At 48.7% G+C, this 22678-nt stretch carries 22 protein-coding genes; 21 read left to right on the top strand and 1 reads right to left on the bottom strand.

What is annotated here, in order from left to right; all coding sequences use genetic code 11:
* Positions 1–22 precede the first annotated feature (22 nt).
* Positions 23–505 (top strand): ribonuclease H-like YkuK family protein, encoded by a 483-nt coding sequence (locus tag EFBL_RS01540; protein WP_096180383.1) that lies wholly within the window; start codon positions 23–25, stop codon positions 503–505.
* A 163-nt stretch (positions 506–668) separates the two neighbouring features.
* Positions 669–1982 (top strand): IS91 family transposase, encoded by a 1314-nt coding sequence (locus EFBL_RS01535; protein WP_424955040.1) that lies wholly within the window; start codon positions 669–671, stop codon positions 1980–1982.
* Between the two features lie 202 nt (positions 1983–2184).
* Here the strand turns inward: EFBL_RS01535 and asd are convergent, their stop codons facing one another.
* Positions 2185–3021 carry an archaetidylserine decarboxylase gene (gene asd, locus EFBL_RS01525; protein WP_096180381.1) on the bottom strand — a complete coding sequence of 279 codons (837 nt, stop codon included), beginning with the start codon at positions 3019–3021 and terminating at the stop codon, positions 2185–2187.
* A gap of 342 nt (positions 3022–3363) precedes the next feature.
* Here asd and EFBL_RS01520 point away from each other — a divergent pair, with 342 nt between their 5' ends.
* From EFBL_RS01520 to EFBL_RS01430, 19 genes are all read left to right on the top strand, one after another.
* Positions 3364–4302: a DHH family phosphoesterase gene (locus EFBL_RS01520; RefSeq protein WP_096180380.1), complete on the top strand. Its 939-nt coding sequence runs from the start codon at positions 3364–3366 to the stop codon at positions 4300–4302.
* A 78-nt stretch (positions 4303–4380) separates the two neighbouring features.
* Positions 4381–5241 carry a sporulation peptidase YabG gene (gene yabG / locus EFBL_RS01515; RefSeq protein WP_096180379.1) on the top strand — a complete coding sequence of 287 codons (861 nt, stop codon included), beginning with the start codon at positions 4381–4383 and terminating at the stop codon, positions 5239–5241.
* A gap of 188 nt (positions 5242–5429) precedes the next feature.
* Positions 5430–5708, top strand: coding sequence for a biofilm formation stimulator Veg (gene veg / locus EFBL_RS01510; protein ID WP_096180378.1), 279 nt, complete (start codon positions 5430–5432; stop codon positions 5706–5708).
* A 102-nt stretch (positions 5709–5810) separates the two neighbouring features.
* On the top strand, positions 5811–5990 hold the full coding sequence (locus EFBL_RS01505; protein ID WP_096180377.1) for a small, acid-soluble spore protein, alpha/beta type: 180 nt from the start codon (positions 5811–5813) through the stop codon (positions 5988–5990).
* 127 nt (positions 5991–6117) lie between these two features.
* Positions 6118–6948 (top strand): cyanophycinase, encoded by an 831-nt coding sequence (locus EFBL_RS01500; protein ID WP_096180376.1) that lies wholly within the window; start codon positions 6118–6120, stop codon positions 6946–6948.
* Positions 6949–6953: 5 nt separating this feature from the next.
* The gene (gene cphA, locus EFBL_RS01495) at positions 6954–9614 is read left to right on the top strand and encodes a cyanophycin synthetase (protein ID WP_096180375.1); all 2661 of its coding nucleotides are present in this window, start codon (positions 6954–6956) and stop codon (positions 9612–9614) included.
* An 83-nt stretch (positions 9615–9697) separates the two neighbouring features.
* Positions 9698–10546, top strand: a complete 849-nt coding sequence (gene ispE / locus EFBL_RS01490) for a 4-(cytidine 5'-diphospho)-2-C-methyl-D-erythritol kinase (RefSeq protein WP_096180374.1) — start codon at positions 9698–9700, stop codon at positions 10544–10546.
* 38 nt (positions 10547–10584) lie between these two features.
* Positions 10585–11277, top strand: a complete 693-nt coding sequence (locus tag EFBL_RS01485) for a nucleotidyltransferase family protein (protein WP_231705648.1) — start codon at positions 10585–10587, stop codon at positions 11275–11277.
* Between the two features lie 58 nt (positions 11278–11335).
* On the top strand, positions 11336–12166 hold the full coding sequence (gene purR, locus EFBL_RS01480) for a pur operon repressor (RefSeq protein ID WP_096180372.1): 831 nt from the start codon (positions 11336–11338) through the stop codon (positions 12164–12166).
* A gap of 2 nt (positions 12167–12168) precedes the next feature.
* The gene (locus EFBL_RS01475; protein ID WP_096180371.1) at positions 12169–12549 is read left to right on the top strand and encodes a RidA family protein; all 381 of its coding nucleotides are present in this window, start codon (positions 12169–12171) and stop codon (positions 12547–12549) included.
* 193 nt (positions 12550–12742) lie between these two features.
* Positions 12743–13015: a septation regulator SpoVG gene (gene spoVG / locus EFBL_RS01470; RefSeq protein WP_096180370.1), complete on the top strand. Its 273-nt coding sequence runs from the start codon at positions 12743–12745 to the stop codon at positions 13013–13015.
* Between the two features lie 110 nt (positions 13016–13125).
* Positions 13126–14517, top strand: a complete 1392-nt coding sequence (glmU, locus tag EFBL_RS01465; protein ID WP_096180369.1) for a bifunctional UDP-N-acetylglucosamine diphosphorylase/glucosamine-1-phosphate N-acetyltransferase GlmU — start codon at positions 13126–13128, stop codon at positions 14515–14517.
* A 10-nt stretch (positions 14518–14527) separates the two neighbouring features.
* Positions 14528–15472 carry a ribose-phosphate diphosphokinase gene (locus tag EFBL_RS01460; protein ID WP_172899620.1) on the top strand — a complete coding sequence of 315 codons (945 nt, stop codon included), beginning with the start codon at positions 14528–14530 and terminating at the stop codon, positions 15470–15472.
* 70 nt (positions 15473–15542) lie between these two features.
* Positions 15543–16196, top strand: a complete 654-nt coding sequence (locus EFBL_RS01455) for a 50S ribosomal protein L25 (protein WP_096180367.1) — start codon at positions 15543–15545, stop codon at positions 16194–16196.
* Between the two features lie 234 nt (positions 16197–16430).
* Positions 16431–17102 carry a sigma-70 family RNA polymerase sigma factor gene (locus EFBL_RS01450; protein WP_096180366.1) on the top strand — a complete coding sequence of 224 codons (672 nt, stop codon included), beginning with the start codon at positions 16431–16433 and terminating at the stop codon, positions 17100–17102.
* Positions 17103–17218: 116 nt separating this feature from the next.
* Positions 17219–17776, top strand: a complete 558-nt coding sequence (gene pth / locus EFBL_RS01445; protein ID WP_096180365.1) for an aminoacyl-tRNA hydrolase — start codon at positions 17219–17221, stop codon at positions 17774–17776.
* A 60-nt stretch (positions 17777–17836) separates the two neighbouring features.
* On the top strand, positions 17837–18070 hold the full coding sequence (gene fin / locus EFBL_RS01440; RefSeq protein ID WP_096180364.1) for an anti-sigma-F factor Fin: 234 nt from the start codon (positions 17837–17839) through the stop codon (positions 18068–18070).
* Between the two features lie 95 nt (positions 18071–18165).
* Positions 18166–21693 (top strand): transcription-repair coupling factor, encoded by a 3528-nt coding sequence (gene mfd / locus EFBL_RS01435; RefSeq protein ID WP_096180363.1) that lies wholly within the window; start codon positions 18166–18168, stop codon positions 21691–21693.
* Positions 21686–22624, top strand: a complete 939-nt coding sequence (locus EFBL_RS01430) for a peptidylprolyl isomerase (RefSeq protein WP_096180362.1) — start codon at positions 21686–21688, stop codon at positions 22622–22624. Before mfd ends, EFBL_RS01430 begins: the two co-directional genes overlap by 8 nt.
* The last annotated feature ends 54 nt before the right edge of the window (positions 22625–22678 follow it).

The following is a 22678-nucleotide window of genomic DNA, read 5'->3' as shown; positions in this document are numbered from 1 at the left end:
TGTAGAAAAGGGCGGTGGTTGCGTGAAGTTCCTCAATCCGACGAAGGGAACGTTGACGCTGGAGGAAGTAGTAAAAGACATTTGTGAGTTTGTGGGGACAGGACCTGATGACGCATACAAGGTGATAATCGGTTCTGATTCACAGAATCGGTATGACCGGGGAATCACAATGTTTGTAACCGCAATCATTGTGCACCGTATCGGAAAGGGTGCCCGTTATTACATTCACCGCAAACCTTCCAGGGAGATTCGGTCATTGAAACAGCGCATGTTTACGGAGGCTTCTTATTCACTGTTGCTGTGTCAGGAATTGTCCGAGAAGATCCCGGAGATATGCGGAGAACACCTGGAGATTCATCTGGACATCGGGGAGAAGGGAGCCACCAAATCCTTAATCAAGGAGATCGTCGGTTGGGTAACGGCTTCCGGTTATACCGCAAAAGTAAAACCAAACGCGTTTGTCGCATCCAAAGTGGCTGATCGATATACAAGATCCTTGGGATAATAGAATCAAGAAAGCTTTCTTCAACAACGCCCCTTCATCCTGAAGGCGCTTTGAAGGAAGCTTTCTTTAAAGAGTAAGAAATTATAAATTTTCCCGAGGGGAAGTCTCTTGTGATTCAAGGGATTTCCCCTTCTTTGTTGAAGTAAAGAGTATGGATATTCAAGTGGAGACGAACGAGTTGAAACGAATATTCTTTGACGAACATCGACATTGGGAACAGTTTGTTGCCAAACATGGGAAACGAATTCGTCCACAAGTAATCAAGGAAGTGGAAAAGTTTCGTATTTGCGGAACCATGCACGGAGGGTTCAAACTGTTCGCCTGTGAAGGGTGCGGACATATGAAGTTCGTGCCGTACCGGTGTAAGGGACGATTTTGTACGACTTGCTCCAACGGAGAAACCGAGGAGTGGAGCAAGGTGATGGAACAGGAATTGCTTACGGTTCCCCACCGCCATGTTGTATTCACCATGGATGAGCGGTTGTGGCCCTTGTTTTGTCTAAAAAGAGAGATGCTCAAAGCATTAATGGATGAAGCAGCCAAACTTCTGCAAGATTGGTTTTTGGATCGTTACAAGGTGACAATTGGGATTGTGATGGGACTGCACACATTTGGATCTCGCATGAATTTTAATCCTCATGTTCACATGCTGGTGACCGAAGGTGGCATGAAAGCAGATGGAGAATTCAAGCGGATTGAATTTATCCCCTTTGAGATGCTGCGGAAAAGGTGGCAGGCGGCCGTTCTAAGCTTAATTCGGGGGCATCTGAACCAAAGAGAGAGAAAGAAATACCGAAAGTTACTAGATGAGGCCTACCGGGAAAATCCAGATGGGTTTTATGTGCATGCGCCCAAAAGGAAGGGGAATGTGCAAAAGCAGTTGCAATATATTGGACGATACATGCGTAGACCAGCAATTTCGTTGAAGCGGATTGTGAAGTATGATGGAAAGACCGTGACCTTTAGCTATGTGGATAAAACCGATGGAGAAGAAAAGTTTGAAACCCTTACAGTAGAAGAATTCATTACACGAATCATTCGTCATATTCCAGATGAGCATTTCAAGTCCATACGGCATTATGGCATCTATTCGCGGCGTTCGAAAAAAATGTGGATGGAACGGATCGAGGCGTGGTGGGAACGGACGAAAAAGTGGTTGAAGAAGATGGCGAAGGAGAAGCGCGTAACGGTCCGGTGGCGTGAGAAAATGTTCCTGAGTTGGGGAGCCGATCCGTTGGCATGCCCAAAATGTAAACAAGAGTATTTCGAGTATAAGGGAGAAGTGTGTCTTCAAGACGGAAGATTAAAGGTGAAGTATGCTGTATGCGAGACGGCGAGAAAGAGATTGGAGGAAATGATTCAGGATGTGTCCGGTTTCCAAACACGGCAAGAAAGGAAAAAAGAAAAGGAAAGCAAGCACCAGGGAAAGAAAGAACAAGGTGGTCAACTACATCTGCTTGGATTGCGATACGAATGAAGAGATCCCTTTGACGGTCGTACGAGACTTTGATGCGATGGATTTAGGAGACGAATCGGTAGCTCCGCGCTTTTCCTGTGAACAGTGTGGAGGGGAAATGTACCCCGAATATTACAAAGGAATTCACGGGATTGAGTACAGAATTACGGATGTACGCCCGAACTAAGAGCGCATCCCCTCGATTTTTGAGGGGATGCTTTTCTTATTTTACGGGAACTTCGCCGATACGCTCCCCCATCCGGACAAACTGCCCTTCCTGCAGAGGATCCAATTTGGCCATCCCCGGTTGGAACAGACACACCACCGTGGAACCGAAACGGAACAGTCCAAGTTCATCCCCTTTTTCCAAAAGGGGTCCGTTCACCGTTTCATGGGCGGGTTGCCCGTTTCGGACATTGGTGGAGAGTTTCTTGTCATACACTACTTGCACAGACCCGACGATTGTCGCTCCGACCTTCACGATGGCATACTCTCCGAAGGGAGAGGTCAGATAGGTTGTCAGCCTTTCGTTCCTGGCAAACAGGCCGGGAACGTTACGTACCCCCAGTGGATTTACAGGATATAAAGAACCAGGGATGTAGGAATATCCGGACACAGTTCCTTTCAAGCATGTATGAATCCGGTGATAGTCACGAGGAGACAAGTAAATGGTCAGATACATGCCGCCTTCGTATGATTCGGCCTTCCGGGCATCGCCCAACAGCTGCTCCAAAGAGTAGGTAACCCCTTTTGCCTGCAGGAGTGTGCCCTCTTGAATCAGACCAAACTGGGAAACCACTCCGTCAACCGGGGCCGTAAGTATATCCTCGCCTGCAGCAACCGGCCGAGCTCCAGCCCTTAAGCGTCTGGTGAAGAATTCGGTCAGGCTTTGGTACTCGCCGATCGGCTTTTCCGCCTCTTCCAAATCCACTTGAAAGAAACGGGCATAAAAGGGGATCAAGAACCGTGACACGGGACTTTTGGCAAAATGGCCCGCCAGCCTCGAGATGGCTTTCTTTGGAAGCAGCCTAACCAACAGAAAACGAAATTGATCGCTCATATGCCAATTCCTCCATTTGCATGTACCATTTTCACTATATAGTTCACCAGCTTTGGATGCAAGGAGGCAGATACAAGAGAATCATTTGTGACATCCAGTTTCAATAAGGGGACATACTACTGGTAGGCTGCGTAATCTGCTGGGCAGGTTGAATCATGTACTGACACCTTCGTCCGATATTTGGACAGACTGGATGTGTATATGACTGCCTTCTTCACTTATTGGAGGGACCTTCCATATAGTGATAGAAATAAGTAGCATACGTGGATTAAGAAATGGTACAATCTTTAAGTTCTGATAAATGAACCGGTGAAGGCCGGTTTTCATGTGGGATGGTGTCAAATGAAGTCGTTTGTGGAAGCAATGGCGCTGATTCAGGGGGGCAACAATCTGATTCTTTGCCATGACCAAGCGGACAGTGACGCGATTGGTGCCGCTTACGCGTTGGCCCGCTTCATCGGAGGGGACATCGGGGTTCCGCAGGAAATTGCCAGTCATGCCAAACGTCTGATTGAAAAATTGGGCATGGCGGTCCTATACGAACCTAACGTATGTGATTACGCAAACATTGTGGTGGTAGATACAGCCCATGCCGCTCAGTTGTGCAATTCTATGCCGCAGCGGTTTTACGTGATCGACCATCATCCCAATAACCATTTGCTCCAAAGGGCCGATGCGGCTCTCCATGATGAGGTTTCATCAACAAGTCAGCTGGTTTACCGGGTTCTCAAGGAAATAAATGCCAATATAGACAGGCAAATGGCTCTAGCCATGTGCGCCGGCATCCTGACGGATACGATCCATTTCCATAAAGGGGATGCTGAGGCTTTTCGAACCTTTGGAGAGCTATTGCAAATCGGCGGATTGGATTATGAAGACGTTCAGAACCTGTATGTCGTGGAGGACCGTAACGCCCGGGATGCGATTGTCAATTCTGCCCTCACGGCAAGGAAAGCATCCTTCTCGGGATACCAGATACTGATTGCTGAAATCGATGTCAACATTCCAACCTATGCAGCCAGAGCGCTTTTTGATCTGGGCGCAGATGCCAGTATTGTGGGCTATCGCAAGGGCGAGGAAGTGGAGGTACGCATGTACCTCCGTAACCAATTGCAGGAAAACTGCGGGATTCAGGCAGTAGATGTATTTCGCAACGCACCTTCAATGAAGAAAGGAAAGACGTGGGGATACTCCTCCTTTGCCGGTTTTCGCAGCAACTCTGCCAAACTGGATTTGATTTTTAACGACATCTTACGGGTTTTGCACGATATGCTGGTATAACTGCCATGGCTCTATTGGGCGCACGTGCATACCCTGCACCTCATACGATATCCTAGTTGACCTATCGGAGGGGAGCGTATGTGGAAAGTCGGAGATCGGGTCGCCCGCAAATCATATAACAAAGACGTATTTTTCATTGTGATCGATGTCGATTCCACTACCCGAGTGGCAGTTCTGAAAGGGATGGAAATACGTCTTCTGGCAGACGCGCCGTTCGAAGATCTTGTCAGGGTAACGGACGAGGAATGGCAATCCTATATGTTGCAGCATTCAAGGCAGGAAGCAGACAGCTTGCGGCTGATCAGAATGCGCCGTCTGGTGGATAAGGAAAAGCAAATGCTGCGCTCCGGCGTAAAGCTTCAAGATAGCAAAGAATTCTATGAACGCCCGGGCCGAATTGTACACCTGGATGGAGACGGAAGCTATCTCAACAAATGCATGCTGTTTTATGAAGAGTTGGGGCTGCAAGCATACGGGTATCATGTCAGCGAATCCCGCATGGCCGATGTGTTGGCCCATTTTCTTGACCTGTACCATCCGGACATCCTTGTTATAACAGGGCACGACGGGCTGATACGAAAAGGGCATGACACCAGCCAGATCTACAATTACCGCAACACCGAGAACTTTATCCGTGCGGTAAAAGTTGCACGAAAATACGAAAGAAGCTTGGATGAACTGATAATCTTTGCAGGCGCTTGCCAATCCCATTACGAGGCGCTTCTGGAGGCGGGGGCCAATTTTGCATCTTCGCCAAAGAGAATTCTCATTCATGCCCTGGATCCGGTGCTGGTTGCGGAGAAGATTGCCTATACGCCAATTAATCAGACGATCAACATTTACGACGTTGTTCAGTCCACCATTACAGGCACGGACGGGCTTGGAGGATTGGAATCCAGGGGAAAATACCGGCTGGGATTGCCAAAGTCGCCGGGATAACCAGACAAGACGTAAATAGTGGAAAATTTCCAAAATTAGAATTTTGTTCACAAATTACCGGGATAAATTTCAAATCAGCAACAAAAGCCCCATTGACAGGTTCTTATGAGCGTTGCTATAATATTTTGCTTAATTTGACACAGCCTCTTTTCAGATGGTATACTTGTCAGTGGAAAGAGGTGGTGTGGATGGCAACGAAAAACCCGCTCAACGAGATTAAACGGAATCTCGATGGGTACATCGGGGAGAAAATTATGCTTCGAGCTAACGGCGGTCGCAGAAAGACCATTGAACGGATGGGCGTTCTGGAAGAGACCTATCCCTCCGTGTTCGTAGTGAAGCTTGAAAACACTGGTAACTCTTTTAAACGAGTATCCTACAGTTATGCGGATATCTTGACGGAAACGGTTGAATTGACAGTTTGCCGGGATGACCAACATATCCGGGTTACTTACGTTGAGGGGTAATGAAATAGGGAAATGAGGAAATGCTTCCGAAGGTCGGAGGCATTTTTATTTTGCCTAAATTCCATACTACATCTTGTACGCCAAACAAAGGAGGCGGTGGCAATGGCTCGACGTCGGGGTATCATGTCGGAAGAACTAAAGGTGGAGATTGCCAAGGAACTTGGCTTTTATGACACCGTCCAACGGGAAGGTTGGGAAAACATCCGGGCCAAAGACGCGGGAAACATGGTCAAACGTGCGATTGAGATTGCAGAAGAGGCACTGGCCAGGAAAGATCTCTAATCAACTCCTTAAAACGGCGTACACGGGCCCGGAAATGTCTGGGCCCGGTTGATTACATATCACGGTGAATATCCTGTATTTTCTTGGGTCAAGCTGAAAATTGGACACTTTTGTGGAGGGAGCCTGAATGAGTCAACGCCCGGGACACTTGGTAGTGATCGGCGGAGCGGAAGACAAGAAGGGGGAATGCAAAATCCTCCGGGAATTCGTAAGATTATCCGGAGGTCCTCGTGCCCGGATTGTCGTTATGACGGTTGCAACGGAATTGCCCTTGGAAGTGGGAGCAGAGTACATGGAAGTGTTTGACCGGATCGGAGTGGAGGATGTAAGGACGTTTGATGTGTCAAACCGTGCGAATGCCAATGCGGAAAGCGCGGTAAAGGCAATAGAAAAAGCAACCGGTGTTTTCTTTACCGGCGGAGACCAGGTACGAATAACCAACCTCCTTGGGGGGACAAAAATTGATGCGATCTTGCACAAACGGCATGAAGAGGGCATGGTGTTAGGCGGTACAAGTGCCGGTGCTTCCATGATGTCCAACATCATGATCATCGAAGGAGAGCCGGAAACAAACCCCCGACTTGGTGCCGTTGAGATGGGGGCAGGCATGGAATTCATCCCCGGGGTGGTAATCGACCAGCATTTTGCTCAGAGGGGACGAATCGGACGTTTGTTGTCGGCGGTGGCAAAATATCCCCACCATCTCGGCATTGGCATCGATGAGAATACCGCCTTACTTTTAAAAGACCATGTTTTTGAGGTGATCGGGGACGGCGCCGTGACGGTATTGGATGCCGGGGCCATGACTTATTCCAATGCACCCGGATTGCACAATAACGATAACCTTGCCATGTGCGGCATAGTGATACATGTGCTGCCGGCAGGGTATCGTTTTCATCTGCGGGAGCGAACGCCGGTGATTGAAACCGGCAACCAAGCGGATAGAACAAGGAGCTGACAAAATTGAGAATTGGCGAGATTCGGACTTTGTCCGGTCCGAATATCTATAATCATAAACCGGTTCTGGTCATGAAATTGTTCCTTGACGATTTGACCGAAACAGAAAGTTACGAGATACCCGGATTTATTGACCGGCTGCTGGCTTTGCTCCCCGGTCTTCGTACACATCATTGCGCCAAAGGGAGACCCGGAGGGTTTATCGAACGTCTATACGGTGGGACCTACTTTGGTCACATTGTTGAACATGTGGCTTTGGAATTGACGGAGATGGCAGGTGTCCCTGCGTTTTTCGGCAAAACGCTTTATGCGGACGGGCCGGGCCTTTATGATGTGGTTGTCGAATATCGGGCCGAACAAACTACCCGTTATCTGCTGCAAACGGCCGTAGAACTCGTTGACTCCCTGGTGTCGGGCAAACCGTTCCCCCTTGAGGAACGAATCTTGGAGGCCAAACAAATCGCCGCCAAGACAGAACTTGGTCCAAGCACGCGTGCCATTGTGGATGCTGCGGAGCGGCGGGGCATTCCCTGGAGCCGTTTAAACTATGGAAGTTTAATCCAACTGGGATATGGCAAGCACAGAAAATACGTTCAGGCTACTATCTCGGACCATACTTGTGCCATAGGGGTTGACATTGCAGGAGACAAGAGCCTGACGAAAAACCTTTTGGAACAGGCATGCATTCCTGTTCCCCGCGGCAGGATTGTTCGAAAGCCCCAAGAAGCAATTGACTTCTTGGTGAATGTCGGGAAACCCGTTGTGGTTAAGCCTCTCAACGGATGTCAAGGAAAAGGGGTTTCCCTGAATTTGACCACTCCGTCCGAAGTTCGGTATGCGTTTCAGATTGCGGTCGAATATTCCAGCGATGTTATGGTTGAAGAATTTCTTCTCGGGAAAAACTACCGGGTTCTGGTGATCAACGGACATGTGACGGCAGTCAGCGAACGTATTCCCGCACATGTTGTGGGAGATGGCAAACATACGGTAGCGGAACTGATTGAGCTGACCAATCTGGACCCGCTGCGCGGGGATGACCACGAAAAACCTTTAACCAGAATTGTTATAGATCCAATCCTTATTGCGTATTTGCGAAAAAGAGGCCGAAACTTGAACGACATACCCGATTCGGGTGAAGTTGTTTACTTGCGTGAAAGCGCCAATCTGTCCACGGGCGGAATAGCCAGGGATGTGACAGACAAAATCCATCCGGATGTTGCGATGCTCTGTGAGCGGGCAGCCAGAACTGTGGGTCTTGACATTTGCGGAGTAGACCTTGTTCTTCCGGATATTGCGGAGCCTTTGGAATGGGGCAGAGGAGGCGTAATTGAAGTCAATGCGGCCCCGGGTATCCGGATGCATCATTATCCCAGCGAGGGACAGTCGCGGAATGTGGCGGAAGCCATAGTTGAAATGATGTACCCTGCCGGTTCCCCTTCTCGAATTCCAATTATTTCGGTAACGGGAACCAACGGCAAAACAACTACAACCCGGATGATTGGGCACATACTTGCCGCAACCGGAAAAACCATAGGGATGACCACCACAGATGGAATTTTTATCAATGGGCGGTGCATTATGAAAGGGGATACTACCGGTCCCATCTCTGCCAAGGCTGTATTGTCCGATACTTTGGTGGAAGCGGCAGTCCTGGAAACCGCAAGGGGTGGCATTGTCCGGTCGGGCCTCGGATACGATTGGTCGGATGTTGGAGTGATTACCAATATCCAGCCTGATCACATAGGTCAGGACGGAATTGAACAATTGGAAGACATCCTGCATATAAAGTCATTGGTGGCAGAGCGAGTAAGAGAAGGCGGAACCCTGGTACTGAACGCTGACGATGAACGGCTGGCCGGTCTGATGACAATCCCTCGCCTGCGAAAGGTAAAGAAAAACGTTGTCTATTTTTCATTGCAGCCTGACCATCCGTTGATAAAGCGGTATCTTGCTGCCAACGGAACCGCATTCTTTTTGAAAAATGACTGGATTGTGGAAGCCAAAGGGCAAACGGAAAACAAAATCGTACACACTTGCGATATACCCATCACAATGGGGGGAACGGCCGAGTTTCACATCGCTAACGCACTGGCCGCAATAGCGGCTTGCAGAGGGTACGGAATGACAAGAGAACGGATTGCATCCGCGATTTCAACTTTCAGAAGCGACTGGCACAATCCTGGCAGAACCAATTTGTTTCAGGTTGCCAACGGATATGTAATGGTGGATTACGGGCACAATCCCGACTCCTTCGCTGCTGTAAGCAAAATGGCGTCTCTTTGGGAAGGCAGAAGAGTAACCGGCATCGTGGGGGTGCCGGGAGACAGGGATAACAGTGTTGTGGAACTGGCGGCAAGAGTTGCGGCAAAGGGATTTGGCAGGTTAATTGTAAAAGAAGACAAGGACTTGCGGGGACGCCTGAGAGGTGAAGTAGCCAACATCATGTACAAGGCGATTCGGGATGAAGTTCCAAATCGGGAATGCAAAATCATCTTGGACGAATGTGAGGCGCTCTCCCAGGCTGTTAGGGAAATGCAACCGGGTGAGATCATTGTGATTTTCTATGAAAAACTTGAACCGGTGATGAAAGTTCTGGCTTTGTACGGTGCAGTATCCGTCTGGACCGTTGAAGGGATTCTGCCCCGATTAAGCCTGGCCAAGATGTAACCTGAAACCACCCTTCCTTGTGAGAGGGTGGTTCTTTGTTTAGAATGTAGTCATGACAGAAGTGTTGTGCAGGCGGTGGAGTCGTGATACGTGAAAAGGCTAAGGCAAAAATCAATCTGACGCTTGATGTATTGTTCAAGCGGGCTGACGGTTATCATGAGGTCGAAATGGTTATGCAGACAGTGGACCTGTCTGATCAACTGTTGCTGGAAGAAAGGGATGACAACCAGATTGTCTTGTCGTGCGGGGTTCCCTATATCCCGCTGGACAACAGAAATCTGGCTTATAAAGCTGCTGCATTGCTGAGAGAACGCTATGGTATCAGAAAGGGTATTCACATCACCATCGATAAACAGATTCCGGTGGCGGCTGGCCTTGCCGGGGGATCCAGCGACGGGGCTGCGGCGCTTCGCGGATTGAATCGTTTATGGAACCTGGGTTTGACTCTGGAAGAGTTGGCGGAACTGGGCGCAGAGTTGGGTTCTGACGTTCCTTTCTGCATTTACGGCGGAACCGCCATTGCCAGAGGAAGGGGGGAAATTATTGAACGCCTGCCGGCGGCACCCCCGTTGTGGGTGGTACTTGTTAAACCACCCATCACCGTATCAACGGCAGATGTGTATGGAAACCTGAAAGTGGATGAAATCGACTCCCATCCGGACACCCTGGGAATGATACAAGCATTGGCTTCGGGCAATCCGGAGCGGATTGTATCCGGACTTGGAAATGTGCTGGAACAAGTTACCTTTAAAATGCACCCGGAAGTGGAAAGATTAAAGTCCCAAATAGTGAAATTCGGTGCAATGGGAGCGTTGATGTCTGGATCCGGCCCGACAGTATTTGGGATAACCGATCGGGAAAGCAGAGCGCAACGGATATACAATGCATTGCGGGGTTTTTCAAAAGAAGTCTACCTGACGAGATTTCTGTAACCGGAATAGGGCAAAATGGAGGTTAGGGAGTGATTTCCATGTTGGCTTACATTCTCGCAGGCGGTGAAAAAACGGAGTTCACGCCGCAAGGAAAAGCTTTTGCCCGCATTCATGGCAAACAGATGGTCGAATATGTCATAGAAGCACTCCAGGGTGTTTCGGAAATTGAACATATCGTCGTGATCAATAACCAAAAAAGTCTCTTGGACAATTTGAGGGAGGCACTGCAGCAACCGGAGAACCCGGATGAATACATATTGATTGCCACCTGTGACGTACCGTTTCTGACTGCTGATGCGGTGAGAGACTTTTTGGACAGGTGCAATTGTGAAGCTGACTTCTATTATCCGATTGTGGGGAAGGAAGACCAAGAACGAAGGTTCCCGGAGATTCGGCGGACCTATGTCAAGCTGAAGGAAGGATCCTTTACCGGAGGAAACCTGTTTCTTGTCAAACCTTCCAAGTTAATCCCCTTGTTGGGCCGAGTGGAAAAGATTCTTGACCTCCGCAAGAGCCCCCTGGCATTGTCGGCAGAATTGGGATTCAGTTTCGTCCTTCGCATGGCATTTTCCAAGCTGACAGGGATGCTGACCATTCGAAAAGTGGAAGACCGGGTTGCGGAATTGTTCCAAATCAACGCACGTGCCGTCATCTCTCCTTACCCAGAGTTGGCCAACGATATTGACAGGCCAGAGGATCTCCTCCTTGCCGAGAATTTGCTGTCTGGGTGACTTGTTTATTTTACGAAAATAATGGTATTATCTTGAGTAAAATGTTCGTGTTTGGGAGGTGAGGGGATTGCGCAGGAGCGAACGAATTGTGCGATTGACACAGACTTTGTTGGAGCAGCCTTATCGTTTGCTTTCATTAACCGAGATGGCGGATCAATTGAGTTCGGCCAAATCATCCCTGTCTGAAGACTTGTCAATTATCCGGGACGTGTTGTCCAAGGAAGGCACTGGCATTCTGGAGACGCATGCAGGAGCTGCGGGGGGAGTCAGATATATTCCGAGAATTCCTGCCTGGCAAGTTCAGGATTTCGTGCAGGAAATGTGCCGGATATTGGCGGATCCCGAGCGGATTTTGCCGGGAGGATACCTTTACATTTCGGATATTCTCGGCCAGCCGGATGTATTGGACCGGGCCGGCAGGATTTTTGCCCACATATTTTCTGAAATGGAAGCGGATTATGTTTTGACTGTGGAAACAAAGGGAATCCCTTTGGCTGTTTCAACCGCCAGATATTTGCATCTCCCCACCGTGGTCGTCAGAAGAGACCACCGTGTAACGGAAGGTTCGGCTGTGTCCATCAATTACGTGTCAGGATCCCGGCGAATTCAGACCATGTCGCTCTCACGCCGCTCGCTTCCCGAACATTCAAGAGTACTGATTATCGATGACTTCATGAAAGCCGGTGGAACGGCCAAGGCGTTAATTGACATGATGAAAGAGTTTAAAACTGCCGTCGCGGGTATTGGAGTCTTTATGTCCACGTCCGAACCTGAAGACAAAATGTTGGAGGATTACGTCAGTTTGACTACTCTGGCCCATGTGGATGAAATATCCAGGGAAATCCAAGTGAGTAAGGGCAACTTTAAACTGTCTGATAAGGAGAGATAGAAATGAATAAGCAGATTGTATCCACCACGCAAGCGCCTGCGGCAATCGGACCCTATTCACAAGCGGTTCTGGCAGGCAACATGCTGTTTACTTCCGGTCAGATTCCTCTCACGCCAGAGGGCGAATTGGTGACGGGTGACATTCAGGCGCAAACCAGGCAAGTTTTTAAAAACCTGGATGCGGTATTGAAGGAAGCCGGCTTCACTTTTGCGGATGTTGTCAAAGCTACCGTGTTCATTGCTGACATGAACGATTTTGCCAAGATCAATGAAATCTATGCGGAGTATTTCAAGGAGAAACCACCTGCCCGCTCTACTGTACAGGTTGCGCGACTTCCCCGTGACGTGGGTGTCGAAATTGATTTGGTGGCCATTCGTTCCTAAGCTGACTCGACGGGCAAATATTATTATATAGAGTGCAATCCTGATTTTGGGTTGCACTCTTTGTCATTTAAAATCGATTTATGTCGGAAAAAATATTCTTCAAAAATTGATTTTCAAGGAAGGAGTATAGACAGAAATATCGAAATTTACGTGTACAGGGGGACATTACATCCAGAAAGGGGTTGCCAAAAGGGTGCAAATTACCGATGTACGTCTGAGAAAAGTCAACACCGAAGGAAGAATGAAAGCGATCGCTTCCATTACGCTTGATCATGAATTTGTGATTCATGATATTCGCATCATTGACGGGAACAACGGCTTATTCGTTGCCATGCCGAGCAAGCGAACTCCGGACGGAGAGTTCCGGGACATCGCGCATCCGATTTCTTCCGAAGCGCGCCAAAAGATCCAACTGGCCATTCTTAACGTGTATCACGAAACGGAAGACGTTCAAGAAGGAGCCTAAAGAGCTTGTAAAATCCAGAGTATCCCGCAGGAGATTGCCTTGCGGGATATTTTTTATTGGGGTACAATGATGGGTGGATTCGAAACGGAGAAGGACGGGGGACTTGCAACATGTCAATTAATGCCGTTGTCCTCGCGGCAGGACAAGGTACACGAATGAAATCCCGGCGTCACAAAGTTCTTCACCCGGTATGCGGCAAACCGATGATTCGCCACATTCTGGATGCGCTGCAGACAGCGGGGATTACAAGACCCATTGTTGTAATTGGAAGTCTGGGTGAACAGGTTCAGGCAGCCCTCGGGGATGACGTTGAGTTTGTATGGCAGAAAGAACAATTGGGAACCGGCCACGCTGTAATGCAGGTCGCTCCGCTGTTGGAAAGCGGGGCTGGAATTACTCTGGTGTGCACCGGAGATACTCCCCTTATTACGGCTGATACTTTCAAGAATCTGATTGAACTTCACCAACAGAAGGGTGCTGCTGTAACCGTTCTGTCAGGACTTCTTGACAATCCGTTTGGATACGGCAGGATCATCAGAGGGGATGACGGCTCGGTTCTGCGGATTGTGGAAGAGAAAGATGCATCCGCAGAAGAGAAAGCGGTCCGGGAGATCAATTCCGGGACTTACTGCTTCGACACGCCTTCGTTGCTGGAAGCCTTAAAACATCTTACGAATGACAATGCCCAAGGAGAGTACTACCTGACCGATTGCATTGATATCTTGCGCAGGCAAGGAAGAAAGGTTGCAGCTTATTGCGCAACTGATGCAGACGAAATAATGGGTGTCAATGACCGCATTCAATTGGCTGTTGTCGAGCAGCTTCTGAGAGAGAAGATCCGGCGTGATCATATGAGAAACGGAGTGACCCTATTGGATCCGTCATCCGTATATATTGATACGGATGTAAAAATTGGAGCCGACACTGTAATCTACCCCGGAACTTTTCTGACCGGTTTTACCGAAATCGGGAGCGGTTGCGAGATTGGCCCGAATACACAGATCCAAAACTGCACACTGGGGGATGGAAGCGTTGTCATTCAATCAGTGTTGATCGATTCGACCTTTGGTGCAGGAGTTAACATTGGGCCGTTCGCCTATGTGAGACCCGGTTCGAAAGTGTCGAACAATGTGAAAATCGGCGATTTCGTTGAAGTGAAGAATTCCACAATCGGTGAAGGCAGTAAGATTCCCCATCTTTCCTATGTGGGGGATGCCGACATCGGAAGCAACACCAATATCGGTTGTGGGACAATCACCGTAAATTATGACGGAATAACCAAACATAGAACGGTTGTGGGCAATAACAGTTTTATTGGCTGTAACACCAACCTGGTCGCTCCCGTAGCCGTCGGTGACAATTCTTATGTGGCGGCGGGTTCGACAATCACCGATCACGTACCGGATGGGGCTTTGGCCATTGCTCGGGAAAAACAAGTGACCAAAGAAGGATACAAGGAGAAATTAGAGGCTAAGCTGCGTGAGCGGCGCCCGGAAAAGTGAGGGGTTAAAGGTGTATCAAGACAGGAAACTGAAGGTATTCACTTGTAATGCAAATCCTGACCTGGCCAAAGAGATTGTGGAACATCTTGGCATAGATCTGGGAATTTCGCATGTAACCCGCTTCTCGGACGGAGAGGTTCGCATCAAGTTGGAAGAAAGCGTTCGCGGTTGCGATGTATTTGTCATCCAGCCAACTTCCGCTCCCGCCAATGAACATCTGATGGAATTGTTGATCATGGTGGATGCTTTAAAGCGGGCTTCCGCCGGCAGTATCAATGTAGTCATGCCTTATTACGGATATGCCCGCCAGGATCGGAAGGCCAGAGCGCGGGATCCGATAACGGCCAAGCTGGTCGCCAATCTGATTCAAACTGCAGGGGCCACCCGTATGGTAACGATGGACTTGCATGCAGGACAGATTCAGGGGTTCTTTGACATTCCCGTTGACCATTTGTATGCTGAGCCGATTTTGGCTGATTATTTTAAGAGCAAGAATCTTGAGGACGTTGTGATTGTATCGCCCGACATGGGGGGCGTGACACGTGCCCGCAGCATGGCAGAAAGGTTGGGTGCGCCGATTGCCATTATTGACAAACGCCGCCCCGAGCCCAATGTGGCGGAAGTTATGAATGTAATCGGGAATATCGATGGAAAGACGGCAATTATGATAGACGATATGATCGATACTGCAGGAACGATCACCCACGGAGCCAAAGCGCTGATTGAGTTGGGCGCACGCGAGGTTTATGCATGCTGCACCCATCCCGTATTCTCAGGTCCTGCGATTCAGCGATTGAATGATTCCGTCCTGAAAGAAGTGGTGGTCACCAATTCGATTGTACTTGGAGAAGACAAGCAATCCTCAAAGATTGTGGTAAGATCTGTAGCCAAGCTGATTGCGGATGCCATCCTGCGGATTCACAACGAAGAGTCCGTTTCTCTATTGTTTGAGTAAAGTGTTTCATTTCCCTCCAAAATGGGTATCTTTTAATAGATACATCATTTGCGATTGGAGGGAATTTTTTATGGTGAAAACTTTGATTCGAGGCGGTCTTCGAACCAGGCTTACCAAAGGCGAGCGAAACCGCATCCGCCGTGAAGGCAGCATACCGGCGGTCATTTACGGACGAACCGTAGCCTCGACCCCAATCTATATCGATTCGGAATCCTTCAAGCAAATCGCAGCCCAGAATGGATACGGGTTGGTTGAGATGAACATTGACGGCTTGGGCAGTTACCACGCAATGATTCACCATATTGACCGGGAGCCGATCAACAGACGTGTGCTGCACATTGACTTTCATGCCGTCTCGTTGGATGAGCCGGTTGATGTGGAAGTTCCTTTGTATCTGACAGGGCTGGAAGAGGTTGAAAAACAGGATGCGGTCATTCAACAGCAAATGCGTGAAGTTATGGTCCGCGCTCTGCCTGCGGAAGTGCCGGAATACATTCTGGTCCATGTTTCCGATATGAAAATTGGCGATAATCTATATGTGAGAGACTTGCCCGTTCCGGTCAATTGCGAGGTTAAATCGGACCCTGAAGATGTGGTTGTGGGCGTAATCGCCGCCAAAAATGCACCTCCTGAAACGGAAATCGAACCGAAGGAACCAGATCTTGTTCATGATACGGAAGGACAGGGTGTTGGGGCACATGAAATTCCAGGTGCCCATGAATAAAATCATTTAATACAGTCTGGACATTCAGTAAAATCCGCTTCCCAAGCGGATTTTTTTATTTTGGTCACCCAAAAATAAGGCTTTATACCCATAAAAAAATAAGCCAAAAGTTCTATGGAATTTAAGAAAACTAGTATTTTCGTACCTATTTATTAATAGATTAAGCAATGTATTTTAAGTGTAGGGGGTAAATCGACAGATTTCGTCAGTGTTTGCGGGAAGGAGGAGTAGAAAATGTCTCTGACTGTAATCGATCTTGCATCTTTAGACTTGAATTCTCTGGCTGTAAGAGCGAAAACCGATGAGTATGCCTTTCAGGAAACACTGAAACGAGTTGAACCCATGTGCCGCAGAATTGCTCATCGGTATGCTTCGTGGATGGCGGACCGGGATGAGATTTTCCAGTGGGCCCGTATTGAAGTGTGGAATGCGGTCAAATCCTTTGAAACCGGGAAGATGTCGTTTTTCTCTTATTGCAAGCTTACGGTGGAAAATCACATCAAGTCACGCCTTCGCAGGCTGTATGGTCAAGCCAATGTCCCAAATCGCACTGCCATGCGATTGGACGGCCTGTCGGTGAACGAGGACGGAATTGTGAGCGATACCTCCTACATTGAAGGGGTCGTTGACAAACCCGGCAAGTCCACCTTTCAGATTTTGCTGAGGAAAGATTCCTTGCAGAATATCCGAACCATCTTGAAAAATGAAAACCTGACACCGCTGGAGTATAATTGTCTGGTACTGTTCTATTTCGAGGAATGCAGCCACATGGAAATTCAACATATTCTGGAGTTGCCCAGCCGGAAGGCGGTTGACAATGCACTGACAAGAGTTCGCCGGAAACTTTCCAAGAACGAGCAACTTCATGAAATATTTGAAGTACTCAGTGCCCAGGCTGCAATATAACAAGCAAGTTTGTTTTCCCCGCCCTCCGAAGGGCGGGGTTTTCAAGTTCATTGCACGAATTCCTTGGGAACGCTACTCTAGAAAGAGACTATAGGTACATGGCAAGGAGGATTATCGTGCGAATTGTTATTGGTCTGGGCAATCCCGGCAGGGAATATGAAACAACAAGGCATAACGTAGGATTTATGGTGATTGACAAACTGTCTGATTCCCTTGGAATTGAGGTGCGCAAATCCAAATTTCAGGCACTTTACGGCGAAGGGATGCATAAGGGAGAAAAGGTTGTGCTCGTGAAGCCGATGACATACATGAACTTGAGCGGACATTCGGTCCGGCAGGTGTTGGATTGGTACAAACCGGAACCGGAGGAATGGGCGGTGGTCTATGATGATATGGACCTGCCTCTTGGCACGGTCCGGTTGCGAGTTAAAGGCAGTGCAGGGGGGCACAACGGAATCAAGTCGATCATTTCCACTCTTGGTTCGCAGGAGTTCTTGCGGGTGAGAATTGGCATTGATCGTCCGGATGTTGGAGTTTCTGTCGTCGATCACGTATTGTCCCCTTTTCGAAAGGAACAACGTCCGGCTTTGGAGGACGCAGTTCTCAAGTCGGCTTCCGCTCTTCGCACTTTCATTGAAGAAACATTCCAAGCAGCCATGAACAAGCATAATTAGGTATTGTTTCTCTCCTCCTCGTCCATACTATTTCAGAGGAACACCGAGGAGGAGTTTGTTTTGCAACTTGTATATGTATGCAGACACTGCCGCTCCTATTTGGGCCAGTTGGACTCTCACAAGACTGATACTGACAGGTTGGGTTTTCATGCCTTGACTGCCGAGGAGCAGGCCGATATAATATCCTATAATCTCAATGAGGATGTAATGTATGTGAAAACCATCTGCGATTATTGTCAAGAAGCTATCGAGGCTCACCCGGAATTGGTGCTGCTTCAGAATCCGCTTCAATGAAATACTGCCGACTGTGCAAGCCTAGGCCTTCCGGCCTTTAGGCTTTTTTGGCGTTTCGTCGTTTTGTTTTCTGAAAGTTTGGAGGGAGATATGCGTTGCATCCGTTAGTTGAATTAATCCGATCCGATGCGGATTTTGACTCGGTTCGCAAAGGGTTTGCGGGGGCATGCACCGAACAATGGCTGGCGGGCATCAGCGGCTCGGCACGTCATTTGTACGTTGCAGCTTTAAGGGAGTCTTTGCGTCAACCGATGTTGATAGTTACACACAACATGCAGCAAGCCCAATCGGTGTATGAAGATTTGACCGAATTGCTTCCCGATGAAGAGGTATTGATCTTTCAGGACCGGGAATTGTCCTATCTTGATATTCTAGCCTATTCTCCTGAGCAGGCTGCAGCCAGGCTGACTGTGCTGGAGGCCTTGGCGAAAGGGAAAGCACCGGTAGTCATAGCTCCCATCGGGGCCGTTCATCAGACGCTTCCTTCCATGGACAAGTTTGTTGGAGCTGCGGTGCACCTAAAGGTCGGAGATGAACAACCGCTGGAGGATTTGGCTAACCGGTTGGTTTATTTGGGGTATGAAAGGGTCGAAATGGTGGAATCCAAGGGGGAGTTTTCCGTTCGTGGGGGAATCCTTGACATCTTCCCTTTAACAATGGATTCAGGGGTACGGGTCGAATTTTTTGATATTGAGGTGGACTCCATCCGGTCGTTTGACCCCACTACCCAACGGTCCACCGAAAAAATGGAAAGCGTATCCCTTTGGCCCATTCGTGAAGTGTTGGCACATCCCGACCAGCTTCGGGAATTGGCTGATGTTTTGTTTGAACGACTGGCAAGTCACAAGCGAAAATTGACGGACGAGACCCTCAAAGAAAATTTGGATCGTCATATCGGGCACGAGATTGAGCAATTGAGGGAAGGCATAGTGTTTCCCGGACTTATTCGTTATACTCATCTGGTAGACCCCGAATCTGCGACATTGTTGGATTATATGCCTTCCGATACCATTCTTGTATTGGACGAACCTACGAGGCTCAGGGAAGCGATTCAGGTCCTTGAGAAGGAACATGCAGAATGGGAAACGTCAGCCCTTGAGCATGGAGAAATTCTGCCTGGAACCATCCCTTCTGTTGACCGGGACAGTCTTTTCTCATACAAGAGGTTTAGGCGCCTGTTTCTTTCGCTTTTTCCAAGGGGAATTCCGGGTATTACCCTGCAGCAGCTGGTTCATATATCGGCAAAATCCGGTCAAAACTTCCACGGACAAATGCCTGTGTTAAAGGGAGAACTGGAACGTTGGCGGAAATCAAATTTCCGGGTGATTTTCCTGGCGGCAAGTCCGGAACGGGCAGAGAGACTGCAGAGGGTGCTTGACGATTACGGCATGGAAGCAGATCGGGTAGCCAGACTTGAGGGTATCGGCAAACGGCCGGTCATTTTGCAGGCCAACCTTTCCAATGGCTTTGAGCTGGTTTCGGTCAAGTTGGCGGTTGTAACCGAGAATGAAGTTTTCGCCAATAAACGCAAGACGAAAAAGATGAGAAACCTGTCTGACGCTCAAAAGCTAAAAAGCTATCAGGATCTCAGGGTGGGCGATTATGTTGTGCACGTCAACCATGGGATCGGTCAGTACCTTGGCATAGAAACACTGGTGATTGAAGGAAATCACAAGGATTACCTTCATATCAAATACAAAGGGAAAGACAAGTTATATGTTCCTGTTGAACAAATCGACCTTATTCAAAAGTTTGTGGGGGCGGAAGAAAAGGAACCCAAGCTGTATTCCCTTGGCGGAACCGAGTGGGCTAGAGTTAAATCCAAAGTCCAGAATTCCGTCAAAGACATAGCGGAAGACCTGATTAAATTGTACGCAGCCAGACAAGCCACCCCGGGGCACGCCTTCAGTCCTGACAGTCATTGGCAAAGGGAATTTGAAGCGATGTTCCCTTATGAGGAAACTCCCGATCAGATACGCGCCATCAGGGAAATCAAGAAAGACATGGAGAAGGCAAACCCTATGGATCGGCTGTTGTGTGGTGACGTGGGGTACGGAAAAACTGAAGTGGCTATTCGGGCCGCATTCAAAGCTGTAATGGACGGGAAGCAGGTGGCTGTCCTGGTTCCCACCACCATCCTTGCCCAGCAGCACTATGAGACCTTCAAGGAGCGGTGTTCCGGATTTCCGGTAAACGTGGAAGTCGTGTCCCGTTTCCGCACACAGGCCCAAATGAAAGAAGTCATGAAAGGCTTGGCGGAAGGCAAGGTGGATATAGTAATTGGCACCCACCGTCTCTTGAACAAAAATGTGAAGTTTAAAGACCTTGGTCTGTTGGTGATCGACGAAGAACAGCGTTTTGGAGTCACCCACAAGGAAAGAATCAAACAACTGAAGAACAACATTGATTGTCTGACCCTTACCGCCACCCCCATCCCGCGGACGTTGCACATGTCCATGCTGGGAATACGCGATTTGTCGGTAATTGAAACCCCCCCCGAAAACCGTTTTCCGGTGCAAACATACGTTGTGGAATACAACGATGTGCTGGTTCGGGAAGCGATTGAGCGGGAGCTTGGGCGTGGCGGCCAAGTCTATTTCCTTTACAACAAAGTGAAGGACATCGACAACATGGCGGATCGAATCCGCATGCTGGTACCGGAAGCAAAAGTTTTGGTAGGCCACGGACAGATGGGAGAAGAGGAACTGGAGCGCGTGATGCTGGATTTTCTCGAAGGAGAGGCGGATGTTCTGGTTTCCACCACCATTATTGAGACCGGTCTGGATATTCCCAACGTCAACACTCTGATTGTTTATGATGCGGATCATATGGGACTGTCCCAGCTGTACCAGCTTCGCGGACGTGTTGGGCGATCCAATCGGATTGCATATGCTTATTTTACTTACCAGCGGGACAAAGTGTTGACTGAAGTGGCAGAGAAGAGGCTGCAGGCCATCAAGGAGTTCACCGAGCTTGGATCCGGCTTCAAGATTGCGATGCGGGATCTGTCCATTCGGGGTGCCGGCAATCTGCTGGGCGCCGAACAGCATGGGTTTATTGCCACTGTAGGGTTTGATCTCTATTCAGACATGCTGGCACAGGCCATTCAAGAACTGAAGGGTGAGAAAAAAGAGACACCACCCGACCCTCAGGTTGAACTATCTGTCGATGCGTACATTCCAAGCGAATATATCAGGGATACCATGCAAAAAATCGAGGTTTACAAGAAGTTTGTCGCGGCAAGAACCTTATCTGACATACAAGATCTGGAAGAGGAAATCGAAGACCGTTTCGGTGACCTGCCTCCAGCTGTCCGCAATTTGCTGGCTGTCACCCGGATTAAGGCGTATGCGATCCAATATGATTTTACTTCCATAGTTCAGGAAGGTTTTGATGTCATTATGAAACTGTCAGAAAGGCAGAATTCCCGGGTCCGGGGGGAGAAACTTTTTGCGCTGACCCAGCAGTTTCCGGACCGGTTGAAACTGACTGCAGGAAATTACATTACAATCACCTTGCGGGTTAAGGGGCTTAAAGAGCCCGAGATTTTGCAGACAATAGAAAAGTTTATGGTCGCCTACAAGGGAGTTTTGAAAAATCAGGAGGAATTGCAAAATGCCTAGAACAAGTTGGAAATTGCTGTTGGCGACCGTTGCCGTAAGCCTTGGTTTGGCTGGCTGCGGCAGCAAAGCAGCTGATACTTCGGGGGAGGTAGTCGCCACTTACAATGGAGGCAAAGTTAACCAAGGGGAATTTCAGAAGCAGATCAACATCCGCAAATTGTTTGATCCCGAGTTTAAAGAGGAACAGCAAAACAAGAAGGAGTTCCTTGAGGACTATGTCCTGTACGGGAAAGTAATGGTCGACAAAGCTAAAGAAGCAAACATCAAGGTGGAACAAAACCAGGTGGGACCCATCCTGAACCAATATAAGGGCATGATTACGCAGATTGCGTATGGTGGGGACAACAACAGGTTTCAGGAACAAATGAAAAAACTGAACCTGAAGGATGAAGATCTTAAATCCTGGGTAGAAGCATCCATTTATGCGGAAGAGTATCAAAAACAGAAGATGACGCCTCCGGATGACTTGCTTAAGAAGTTTTACGAGGACAATCGAGGAGCTTTTGCAAACGCCACCGTACATCATATTCTCACAAAAACCAGGGAAGAGGCGATGCAGGTCAAGGAACGGCTGGCCAACGGGGAGGATTTTGCCAAAGTGGCGAAAGAGGTTTCGATAGACCCGTCGGCCAAAGAGAACGGAGGAAAGATGGAAGGTCCTCTCAGCCGCTACGTGGACCCCTTCCGGGATGCTGCCATGAAATTGGAAATCAACAAGATTTCAGATCCCGTTCAAACGGAATTCGGGTATCACATTCTGAAAGTGGAAAAACGGGGAGAGCCGGAACCGTTTGATAAGGTAAAAGAGGAAGTATCACAGCTTTATTTTGCCAAAAACCAGCAAACCATCGAGAAAGATTGGAATGCTCATGTGGAAGAAATGAAGAAAAACGCTGACATCAAAATCACTCTGCCGACAGAATCCAAATAACCAGTGTGAGCCCAAAACCCAATCCCGCCAGGCCGCAAATTGCGGATCTGAAGG

Source organism: Effusibacillus lacus (assembly GCF_002335525.1).
GTDB lineage: Bacteria > Bacillota > Bacilli > Tumebacillales > Effusibacillaceae > Effusibacillus > Effusibacillus lacus.
This window is presented reverse-complemented; position numbering and strand designations above follow the sequence as displayed.

What these genes read in the sequence shown, in the direction of transcription:
- EFBL_RS01505 (WP_096180377.1), top strand. Translation starts at nt 5,811, where the DNA reads ATGGCTCGACGTCGGGGTATCATGTCGGAAGAACTAAAGGTGGAGATT.
- EFBL_RS01455 (WP_096180367.1), top strand. Translation starts at nt 15,543, where the DNA reads ATGGTGAAAACTTTGATTCGAGGCGGTCTTCGAACCAGGCTTACCAAA.
- EFBL_RS01450 (WP_096180366.1), top strand. Translation starts at nt 16,431, where the DNA reads ATGTCTCTGACTGTAATCGATCTTGCATCTTTAGACTTGAATTCTCTG.
- EFBL_RS01500 (WP_096180376.1), top strand. Translation starts at nt 6,118, where the DNA reads ATGAGTCAACGCCCGGGACACTTGGTAGTGATCGGCGGAGCGGAAGAC.
- EFBL_RS01485 (WP_231705648.1), top strand. Translation starts at nt 10,585, where the DNA reads ATGTTGGCTTACATTCTCGCAGGCGGTGAAAAAACGGAGTTCACGCCG.
- veg (WP_096180378.1), top strand. Translation starts at nt 5,430, where the DNA reads ATGGCAACGAAAAACCCGCTCAACGAGATTAAACGGAATCTCGATGGG.
- EFBL_RS01520 (WP_096180380.1), top strand. Translation starts at nt 3,364, where the DNA reads ATGAAGTCGTTTGTGGAAGCAATGGCGCTGATTCAGGGGGGCAACAAT.
- EFBL_RS01430 (WP_096180362.1), top strand. Translation starts at nt 21,686, where the DNA reads ATGCCTAGAACAAGTTGGAAATTGCTGTTGGCGACCGTTGCCGTAAGC.
- yabG (WP_096180379.1), top strand. Translation starts at nt 4,381, where the DNA reads ATGTGGAAAGTCGGAGATCGGGTCGCCCGCAAATCATATAACAAAGAC.
- EFBL_RS01475 (WP_096180371.1), top strand. Translation starts at nt 12,169, where the DNA reads ATGAATAAGCAGATTGTATCCACCACGCAAGCGCCTGCGGCAATCGGA.
- glmU (WP_096180369.1), top strand. Translation starts at nt 13,126, where the DNA reads ATGTCAATTAATGCCGTTGTCCTCGCGGCAGGACAAGGTACACGAATG.
- asd (WP_096180381.1), bottom strand. Translation starts at nt 3,021, where the DNA reads ATGAGCGATCAATTTCGTTTTCTGTTGGTTAGGCTGCTTCCAAAGAAA.